Genomic DNA, 8,616 nt, shown 5'->3' on the forward strand with positions numbered 1-8,616 from the left:
TCTCGGTCACCGGGCTCCAGCGGTCCGCGTCACCGCGCAGGACCAGGTCGCGGATGCTTTCGGCGCCCGGCGAGCCGCCGGGTTCGCGGGTCAGGACCACCTCCCGCGTCGCGGTCTGCAGGCGCGCAGCCAGACGCTTGACCTGGGTGGACTTCCCGGCCCCCTCGCCGCCTTCAAAACTGATGAACCTGCCGCGCGTCACGCGGCCAAAATGGCCAGTTCGCGGGCTTTGTCTAGAACGTACGCACCACGCGGGCGTCGGCAAAGCCGATCTCGGCCACTCGATCGCGCAGGGCATAGGCCGCCGCCTCATCTTCCGGCGCCGGCAGGACCACGCGATAGAGCGTCAGGCCCTCGCGATCCAGGGGCTCGATGGTAGCCCGACCGGCCTCAGACAACTGGCTAACCGCGCGCTGAGCGTTCACCTCGCTGATGAAGGCGCCCGCCTGAATCCTGAGCGCCGACTTGATCGGGATGGCGCTCACGTCCACGGGAGCAGCCGCCGCCGTGACAGCCGGCGCGGCGCTCGGCGCCGGTGGAATGGGCGCGCTGGAGATGGCCGAGCCGGTAATCGGCGGCAGGGCTTCCGAGGTAATCGCAGCCGCGCGCGGCGCGGCCCGGGGCGCGGCGGCAGCCATTTCCATCACCGGGTCTGCAGTTGAGGCCAGCGCTGCGGCGGCTGTCGTCGCGGGCGCTGCCGGCAGCCGCGTGGGATAGGGCTTGGCGTTGGCGTAACGCAGCCCGCCATCAGGGCCCAGCAAGGGGCCAGCACCGACATACTTCACCCGCACCCGGGCCAGACCCTGGCGCTCAAAGCCAAGCTGCCGGGCGGCTTCACGACTGAGGTCGATGATCCGGTCGCCGACAAAGGGTCCCCGATCATTCACCCGCACCACCAGCCGGCGACCGTTGTCCAGATTGGTCACTTCCACCAGCGACGGCAGCGGCAAGGTGGTGTGCGCGGCCGACACCGTGGCCATGTCGAACCTCTCGCCGTTGGCGGTGGCCTTCATGTGAAACTGCTCGCCGTACCAGGAGGCGACGCCCGTCTGGTCATAGTTCGGCTGTTCCCGCGGCACGTACCAGACGCCGCCCACCTGATAGGGCTTGCCGACCTTGTACTCGCCCTGGGCCGGCGGCGCTGTCTGTGGTCCCCTCGCCTGACTGGGGTAGCGCGGGGTGATCCCGGCGCAGGCCACGAGCGAAGCGCCGCCCAACAGGACAACGGCATATCTCAACGCCTGCCGGCAAGGTCCGGGAATCGCCATAAGAGCCTCCGAGGTTCAGGAGACTTTCGGCCCAGAAGCTTGAAACGCGGTTAATCGTTTCTTGCCCTGTAGACGGCGCGGTTTTGCCTGCTATAGGGCCGATCCTGGAAGGGTGGCCGAGTGGTTTAAGGCAGCGGTCTTGAAAACCGCCGTGGGTGAAAGCCCACCGTGGGTTCGAATCCCACCCCTTCCGCCACGTCACCAAGAAAAACAATGAGTTAGGTGCGCTCTTCAGCGCTACCCACCTTTTGTACCCACCTTCTGGATCGCGTTCGGGGTCCTTTGGAGCTGCAAAGACCGAGGTGGGGGAGTGACCGGACGATAGGTCCAGCTCCTCCGCGTCTACGATTGGCCGTGAATTGCCATATGTGTATCGTGCGACTTACTGACCATTGAAGGGTTTGCGGTCAATCAAGTGACGACAGACGACCAGGCCAATCGCGCGCTACGCCCCGCAGTTATTCTGTGGGCTTTTTCCGGCCTCGTTGGCATACCTTTCGCGGTCTATTTCGACCTGCTGGGCGGCTGGCGCTGGCCACCCTACAACGCAATCTACGATCAGATGATCGTTAGCGTTTATTTCGCGCTCGGTGTTTGTGCAGCCCGCGCCATCAAGAACCCCATTCGACACGGCAGTTTCCTCTGGTTTGTAGCGGTCTCGAGTTTCACACACGGCCTCGTCATGCTGTTTCACGCGCTGCATGACCAAACGCACCTTCATCACTTGTTCGGCGACGTCTGGATCCTCGCTGGCGGGGTTTCCTTGGCCTGGCCTTTGTGGCGGTCAAGGCGGGTCGATGATGGAGTCTGACGACCTTTCAGAAAGCGATAATGCCCGCTTGGGGTTGGGAGCGGCCTAAAGGCCGGCGCCATGTAAGGTTTTCCCGCGGGCAGCGACTATTGTGGCTTCTGCAGGAGGTTCCGATGAAAAAATGGGTTTGGGTTTACATCGCTGGGTTCATCGCGCTGACCGGTGCCGACCTCGCATCCACGATCCTGGGTGTCGCGGCGGGTGCGCGCGAATTCAACCACACAATGGCAACCGGCGAAGGTGATCTCAAAATCGCGCAATTTCTTCTGGTGAATGCCGCGATGCTTGCATTTACCGGCTTCATGTTGATCTGGGCGTGGCGCAACCGCCTCCGCATCGACCAACTCTATATGTCCCGTCCTGAACGGGCGATGTTCAACTGGATCTACCTGAATCCCTTCTCGCAGCGGAATGTGCCAAAGTCCGCATTCCACTATCTTGCCATGGCGCCCGGCATGCTCCTCCTCAAGGCTGTCGTATCCTTCAACAACAGCTTGATCAGCTTGGGTCTGCCAGATTTCCTGACACCGGTCGCGTCGGCCATTTTCACGATCGTACAGGGTCCTCTCGCCTACTGGGCATTGATCTTCCTCCTGTTCCTGCCGATCTGGTGGCTCTCTCTTCGCGTGGCGGCAGCCTTCCTGCGCGCCGACATCGCGCGCGCCGAACCGTTGCCCATGCCAATAGCGTGACATCGGGTGGCATCGGACATCTTCGACCAGGCGCTCAACGAGCATGCAGCGTTGATTGACCGGATTATCGCTGGAACGGAGAATAATCCGGCATGCCGGGAGGAACTGAGGCAGGAAGTGGCGCTCGCGCTCTGGCGAGCAGCGCCATCCTGGCGTCGGGATTCCTCCTTGCGGACATTCGTAGCGCGGGTGACGCACAACGTCTGTGTGAGCCATGTTCGAAAGGCCAGTCGCGCGCCGAAGCACGACGAACTCTCGGACACGGTTCTGGACAAGGCCCAGGCAGCTGACGATGCGGTCGTTCGCGCCGATCTCGGCCGGCGGCTGCAGGTTGCAGTCTCCAGGCTGCCGCATGGCATGCGGCAAGTCGCAACCCTCTATCTCGATGATTTCTCGGCCCGCGAGATAGCGGAGACCCTTGGCATCAGTGAAGGGGCGGTCTTCACGCGGATCACGCGGCTGCGCGAAATGCTGCGCAAGGTGATGGATACAGAATGATGGACCTGGACGACCAGCTTGAGGCGATGCGTGCGGCCTGGCGGGCTGCCCCTGGGGGCGACCATTCGATCAGCCGGTTGAGAGCGCAGGTGCGCCAGGAACGGTTGGCGTTGCGGCGGGATACATGGCTTGAAGCGCTTGGCTCTTTGGCTGCGAGCGGCCTTTTCATCTTTTGGGCAGCGCGCGCGGAGGGTGTCGTGCAGGCCATCTTTGTCGGGTTGTCAGTCTTCGCTTTGGCATGGCCCGCGATCACGATCCACCTCCGGCGAAAGCTTTGGCATATGCAGGCGGAGACGGTCGAGGCCTACCGCTTGTTCCTGCAGCGGCGTTCCCAAACCGGCCTGTTTCTGGCGAGGCTGGGCTATGTGGGCGGGCCGCTGGGCCTTGTCACCGGGCTTGGCCTTGGAAGCATTGGCGTGCTGCCTGACGTTGGCGTTCAGAGCCATCCGGCCATCATCTTGATCGCGGCGGCCACCTTCGTAATGGCGTGTGGATGGAGCATGCGCGCGGCCCGGAGGCACAAGCGCAGCCTCGCAAACCTGCGGGCACAAAGCACGATCGCGGATGCCTTCGGCGAGCACCTTTGACTATTGAGCGCTTGTTTTGCCGCAACTGCCCGCGCCGGAGCTCGGGCAGCTTGTCCTCAATCCCTTGAAATAGGCGGGTGCAACAATATGAAAATTGCCGAAAGTGGGTTCGCCAGAAGGCTCTCACTCACTGCCATCACCGTTTCCTTAGGCACCTTGCGTGTCCGCCGCATCGGGAAGGCCCAGGATGCGCTTGGCGATGATGTTGTTCTGAATTTCGGCAGAGCCGCCGGCGATGGCGCCGGCCTTGCCGCGAAGCCAGCCCCGGGTTTCCTCGCACCAGACGAGTCCCTCGTGGCCCATTAGCTCAATCATGAGTTCGGCCCGGTCGGCCCTCACCTTGGCGCCGGCGTTCTTGAGGATGGACGCCGTGTTCGACGGCCCGGAATTGGCGCGAGCTTCAGCCTCGGCGCGGGCGTGAGTGAGTCCAAAGGTCCGGGCTTCCATCTGGTGCACTGCAAGTCGATGGCGCAGGTCGAGGTCCATCAGTCGACCGGCGCTGTCGACGCCGACCTGGCTTCGCGCCAGGGCGCCGATATCCGCTGTGGAGGCCAGGCCGATCGGGCTGGATCCCGCACTCGTGTTCTGCCGCTCGTGTTGCAACAGCCGCTTGGCCACCTGCCAGCCGCCTCCCCTGGGCCCAACGAGATTCGCCTTTGGCACCATGACATCCGTGAAGAACGTCTCGCAGAAAGGTGACTCTCCACTGATCAGCACGATCGGTCGCACCTCGACCCCCGGAGATGCCATGTCGATCATCAGGAAGCTGATGCCGTCGTGCTTGCGCGGCCCCCGGTCAGTCCGGACCAGGCAGAAGCACCAGTCCGCATACTGCGCTCCTGTCGTCCACACCTTCTGGCCCGTGACTCGAAAGCTGTCGCCTTCGTCCACAGCCGCCATCTGCAGCGAGGCCAGATCAGATCCGGCGCCGGGTTCGCTGAACCCCTGACACCAGCGCAACTCGCCGCGGGCGATCGGGGGAATGTGGCGTTCGAGTTGCTCCGGGCTGCCATATTCCAGAAGCGTCGGACCGAACATCATGACGCCAAGACCGCCCACGGGATTGGGGGCGGCGATCCGGGTCATCTCTTCCTTCAGCACCCTGGCTTCGCTGCCCGTCAGTCCGGCGCCACCATAGCGGCGCGGCCAGGTTGGGACGCCCCATCCCCGCGCACCCACGCGCTGGCGCCAGAGAATCACATCTTCGGGCTGCGGTGCGCCGTCGACCATGGCCGCCGCCACCTGACCGGGATTGTCCCGAATGGAAGGTGGCAGGTTGGCTTCGAGCCAGACGCGCGCTTCCCGACGGAAGGCTTCCAGTTCAGATCCATCGACCATTTTTACTCTCCCCTTCCGCCAGGCCGCGCCCCGCTGAGGGATACGTCTGCTTTCATGCCGGCGATGCGTTCGTCGCGCAGGGCTGTGCGCCGCACCTTGCCGGCGTCGTCGCGGATCGGCTCATCGACGAACTCGAACGATCGCGGCAGCTTGTAGCCGACCAGCCTCTCCGCGAGATGCGCCGCCAGCTGATCAAACGTTACGGGGTATCTGACGTTGACGATGGCATGGATCGTGTTTCCCAGATCGTCGTCGGGCAGGCCAACGATCGCGCAGCATTGAACGGCCGCATGTTCTTCCAGCGCCGCCTCCACCTCGGCGGGATAGACGTTGGCCCCACCTACCAGGATCATGTCCGTTCTTCGGTCGGCCAGATAGAGATAGCCGTCGGCGTCGAACCAACCCATGTCGCCAAGGCTCTCCCAGCCGCCCGGCAGGGTCTTGGCCACGGCCCCTACATAGCGATAGGTTTCAGGTGAGCCTTGGGGTCGGCGCAGATAGACTTCGCCCACTTCGCCTGGCGAAAGCGCCTGTCCGTCCTCTCCAACAGCGATCATCTCGCCCACGATTACCCGGCCAACCGAACCTCTTCGCTCCAGCCACTCGCGGCCGGAAATCTCGCTGATGGCCTGGGATTCGGCGCCGCCATACCGCTCCATCACCACATCGGGTCCAACCCAATCGATGAAAGCCTCCTTGAGCCACGGCGGACAAGGCGCGGCCAGATGCCAGAGCGTCTTCAGCGAGGAGAGGTCGAACGCAGTTCGCAACGCCTCGGGCAGTCGCCAGATGCGGGTCATCATGGTCGGCACCAGGAAGATCCAGTCCGCGCGATAGGTATGGATTGCGGCCAACACACCCTCAGGGTCGAAACGGGGCAGGATGACCAGGTGGGCTCCCATGTTGATGGCGTCGAGCATCATCGCGAAGCCGGCGGTATGATAGAGCGGCGCGGGAAGGATCGATACGCCGCCTTTGCGCATGCGCCAGAAGCTTAGCTCCTGCATGGCGGCTTTGGTCACGCCGGGTCCGCCAGACAGGATCAGTTTCGGGCGACCGGTGGAGCCTCCCGACGCCACGCCCCTCGCGGTAGGCGCGATGACATCGGGCAGGTCGCCTTCATCGCCCGACAGCGCCGCCAGTTCAGCCATGCTGGACGATGGCCGCACCCCGGCCGCGTCGCTTTCGGCGATGACCAGGGCGGGATTTGCAAGTTCGATGATCGCCGCCAGTTCCGCCGCAGGCAGGCGGAAGGACACGGGCTGCGGGGTCGCACCCAACTTCCAGATCGCCCAGCAGGCCGCCACGAAATCCAGGCCGTTCGGTAGTCCGACCGTCACCAGATCGCCTCGTGTGACGCCCTTGAGCGCCATGCCCCGGGCCAGGCGATTGGTACGCCGATGAAGCTCGGAATAGGTCAGGCTCACGCCCTGGCAGGTGACCGCGGGCGACCCAGGTGTCGCATGGGCCAACTGCTTCAGCTTTGCGCCGTATGAGATCATCTGGTCCATGACACGCACCCCGCCGAACGGCGCCCCTATCCGGAACCATTGTTCTCGTTCATGAACGAGATTGTAGGAAGTCTGTCAATTGGTGTTGCCGTGCGGGACAGCCTTATGGCCCTGCCACCTCAGCCCTTTATATGAACTCGCGATTGCGATTGCGCCTTGGAAGCCATGATGGATACCGAACACTCATATCTCAACGAACTGGACGGCGTGTATCCGGCGTTCCAGGCGCGGAGTCGTCTGGCGCAGGAGCGTCTCTTGCGGGCAGGCGACGCCGTCTTCGCCAGCAAGGGCTACGACAAGGCTCACGTTACGGACATCGCTGCAGCGGCAGGTTATTCGATTGGCACCTTCTACGGGCGGTTCCGCGACAAGGAGGCTCTGTTTGCCGCGCTGCAGATCCGTTTCGCCCGGCGGGGAAGGGCTAACATAGACCGCTTCTTCGATCTGGAACGTTGGCACGATGCGACGCCGGCGGAATTGATCGAGACCTATATCGAGGGCACATCGCGGGTCCTGACACGCAATTCCGGATTCTTCCGCGCCCTTTACCAGCGAAGCCTGGCCGGCGAGGCGGCGGCCTACTGGCCTGAGCTTCGCGCCGCCACGCGTCAGGCCGGCTTGCGTCTCGCGGACTTTATCCGGAAGCAGGCTCCAGAAGCCGGCGACCCGGAACTGGACGAGCGATGTATCTTCTGCCTGCGGGCCATCGAGGGCATGCTTGTGCACAGGCTGCTTCATTGGAAGATCAATGAGGAGTTCGATCAGGCATTCATCCTGAAATCCCTGACCCGAATGACGACGACCACGCTGGGTCTACCTTCGAACCCAAAGTGAACTTGGCCCCATTCAACCCGCTTGACCGCAAGAAAACTCTGCGCTCTTAATGCGAACAATAGCTCCGGTTCGAATAACATAACATGCCTGAGCCTGCGCCTGGGGAGGCAGCCATGACATCACGGTCCAGTCGGAAACTCGTCCTGCTCTGCGGCATCGCCGCCGCTAGCTTGGGATCCGCCCAGGCTGTTCAGGCGCAGGACCCCTCAACCCAACTCGACGAACTCATCGTGACCGCCCAGAAGCGGGCTGAGAATGTCCAGGATGTGCCGCTCTCCATCACAGCGATCAGTGGAGCGGAAATCGAAAAGGCGCACATCCTCAACTTCGCTCAGTTGACGACCGTCGTGCCAAGCCTGCAGTTCAGCACCACGAACAACGTGCGGAACACGACGATTTCGCTGCGCGGAATCGGCCAGTCGGGGAACAACCCGGGGATAGAATCGAGCGTCGGTGTGTTCATCGACGGAGCCTATGTTCCGGGCTCGAGCGCGCTGCTTGGCGATCTGACCGATATCCAGTCCGTTGAGGTCCTGAGCGGCCCACAGGGCACACTCTATGGCCGCAACACGCCGCTGGGTGCGATCAACATCGTCACGCGCGAGCCGCAGGCTGATCTGGAAGCCATGTTGACCGCCGGCTACGGGAACTACGATCAGACCTCTGTGAAGGGTTATCTGGGCGGTGCGCTGATGACCAATGTGGCCTCGCGCGCCTCGTTCTGGGCCCGCGATCGAAGTGGTTTCGCCTACAACCTGGCCGCCGGAAAGCACGTCAATGATTTCGCTGGCGCAGGTGGACGGCTCCGCACGGTCTGGAAGCCTTCTGACGACTTCAAGCTCGACCTGGCGACCTACTATTCCAACGTATCGGCCAACGGCGGGGTCTCCGATATCATCGATGCGGCGGGACCTACCGGGGTGGCCACGCCGGGCTACCTCGCGGCGACGGCGGCGCTGGGATATACTTTTCAGAACTACGGAAACCGCGACTTCGTCGTGCAGACGCAGGATGTGACGAACGACAAGGCGATCGCGTACGGCTCCAGTCTGACCGGAAACTACACGTTCGGTGACG

At 63.1% G+C, this 8,616-nt stretch carries 10 protein-coding genes and 1 tRNA gene; 7 read left to right on the plus strand and 4 right to left on the minus strand.

The window, feature by feature from the left end; translation table 11 throughout:
* Both ACIQ42_RS12255 and ACIQ42_RS12260 read right to left on the minus strand, forming a co-directional pair.
* Positions 1 to 202, minus strand: a 202-nt coding sequence (locus ACIQ42_RS12255) for a dTMP kinase (RefSeq protein ID WP_397422473.1), incomplete at its 3' end; no start/stop codon positions are given.
* 31 nt (positions 203 to 233) lie between these two features.
* Positions 234 to 1,268 (minus strand): septal ring lytic transglycosylase RlpA family protein, encoded by a 1,035-nt coding sequence (locus ACIQ42_RS12260; protein WP_397422475.1) that lies wholly within the window; start codon positions 1,266 to 1,268, stop codon positions 234 to 236.
* 106 nt (positions 1,269 to 1,374) lie between these two features.
* Here ACIQ42_RS12260 and ACIQ42_RS12265 point away from each other — a divergent pair.
* The 5 genes from ACIQ42_RS12265 to ACIQ42_RS12285 all read left to right on the plus strand — a co-directional run bounded on the left by ACIQ42_RS12265 (position 1,375) and on the right by ACIQ42_RS12285 (position 3,856).
* Positions 1,375 to 1,464: transfer RNA gene (locus tag ACIQ42_RS12265), tRNA-Ser, on the plus strand.
* 219 nt (positions 1,465 to 1,683) lie between these two features.
* Positions 1,684 to 2,079, plus strand: coding sequence for a DUF6632 domain-containing protein (locus tag ACIQ42_RS12270; RefSeq protein ID WP_397422476.1), 396 nt, complete (start codon positions 1,684 to 1,686; stop codon positions 2,077 to 2,079).
* A 113-nt stretch (positions 2,080 to 2,192) separates the two neighbouring features.
* On the plus strand, positions 2,193 to 2,771 hold the full coding sequence (locus ACIQ42_RS12275) for a hypothetical protein (protein WP_397422477.1): 579 nt from the start codon (positions 2,193 to 2,195) through the stop codon (positions 2,769 to 2,771).
* Positions 2,772 to 2,777: 6 nt separating this feature from the next.
* On the plus strand, positions 2,778 to 3,269 hold the full coding sequence (locus ACIQ42_RS12280) for an RNA polymerase sigma factor (protein WP_397422478.1): 492 nt from the start codon (positions 2,778 to 2,780) through the stop codon (positions 3,267 to 3,269).
* Entirely contained in the window at positions 3,266 to 3,856 is a 591-nt protein-coding gene (locus ACIQ42_RS12285) for a hypothetical protein (RefSeq protein ID WP_397422479.1), read from the plus strand. Before ACIQ42_RS12280 ends, ACIQ42_RS12285 begins: the two co-directional genes overlap by 4 nt.
* Before the next feature lie 147 nt (positions 3,857 to 4,003).
* On the opposite strand, the gene ACIQ42_RS12290 is transcribed toward ACIQ42_RS12285, so the two are convergent.
* Positions 4,004 to 5,194 carry an acyl-CoA dehydrogenase family protein gene (locus ACIQ42_RS12290; RefSeq protein WP_397422480.1) on the minus strand — a complete coding sequence of 397 codons (1,191 nt, stop codon included), beginning with the start codon at positions 5,192 to 5,194 and terminating at the stop codon, positions 4,004 to 4,006.
* 2 nt (positions 5,195 to 5,196) lie between these two features.
* Entirely contained in the window at positions 5,197 to 6,705 is a 1,509-nt protein-coding gene (locus ACIQ42_RS12295) for an AMP-binding protein (protein ID WP_397422481.1), read from the minus strand.
* A gap of 165 nt (positions 6,706 to 6,870) precedes the next feature.
* Here ACIQ42_RS12295 and ACIQ42_RS12300 point away from each other — a divergent pair, with 165 nt between their 5' ends.
* The gene (locus tag ACIQ42_RS12300) at positions 6,871 to 7,539 is read left to right on the plus strand and encodes a TetR/AcrR family transcriptional regulator (RefSeq protein ID WP_397422482.1); all 669 of its coding nucleotides are present in this window, start codon (positions 6,871 to 6,873) and stop codon (positions 7,537 to 7,539) included.
* Positions 7,540 to 7,652: 113 nt separating this feature from the next.
* A partial coding sequence (locus ACIQ42_RS12305; RefSeq protein WP_397422483.1) for a TonB-dependent receptor occupies positions 7,653 to 8,616 on the plus strand: 964 nt, incomplete at its 3' end.

The sequence above is a fragment of the Phenylobacterium sp. genome, from assembly GCF_044372605.1.
In the GTDB taxonomy this organism is placed as follows: domain Bacteria; phylum Pseudomonadota; class Alphaproteobacteria; order Caulobacterales; family Caulobacteraceae; genus Phenylobacterium.

What these genes read in the sequence shown, in the direction of transcription:
- ACIQ42_RS12260 (WP_397422475.1), bottom strand. Translation starts at nt 1,268, where the DNA reads ATGGCGATTCCCGGACCTTGCCGGCAGGCGTTGAGATATGCCGTTGTC.
- ACIQ42_RS12275 (WP_397422477.1), top strand. Translation starts at nt 2,193, where the DNA reads ATGAAAAAATGGGTTTGGGTTTACATCGCTGGGTTCATCGCGCTGACC.
- ACIQ42_RS12285 (WP_397422479.1), top strand. Translation starts at nt 3,266, where the DNA reads ATGATGGACCTGGACGACCAGCTTGAGGCGATGCGTGCGGCCTGGCGG.
- ACIQ42_RS12290 (WP_397422480.1), bottom strand. Translation starts at nt 5,194, where the DNA reads ATGGTCGATGGATCTGAACTGGAAGCCTTCCGTCGGGAAGCGCGCGTC.
- ACIQ42_RS12295 (WP_397422481.1), bottom strand. Translation starts at nt 6,705, where the DNA reads ATGGACCAGATGATCTCATACGGCGCAAAGCTGAAGCAGTTGGCCCAT.
- ACIQ42_RS12300 (WP_397422482.1), top strand. Translation starts at nt 6,871, where the DNA reads ATGATGGATACCGAACACTCATATCTCAACGAACTGGACGGCGTGTAT.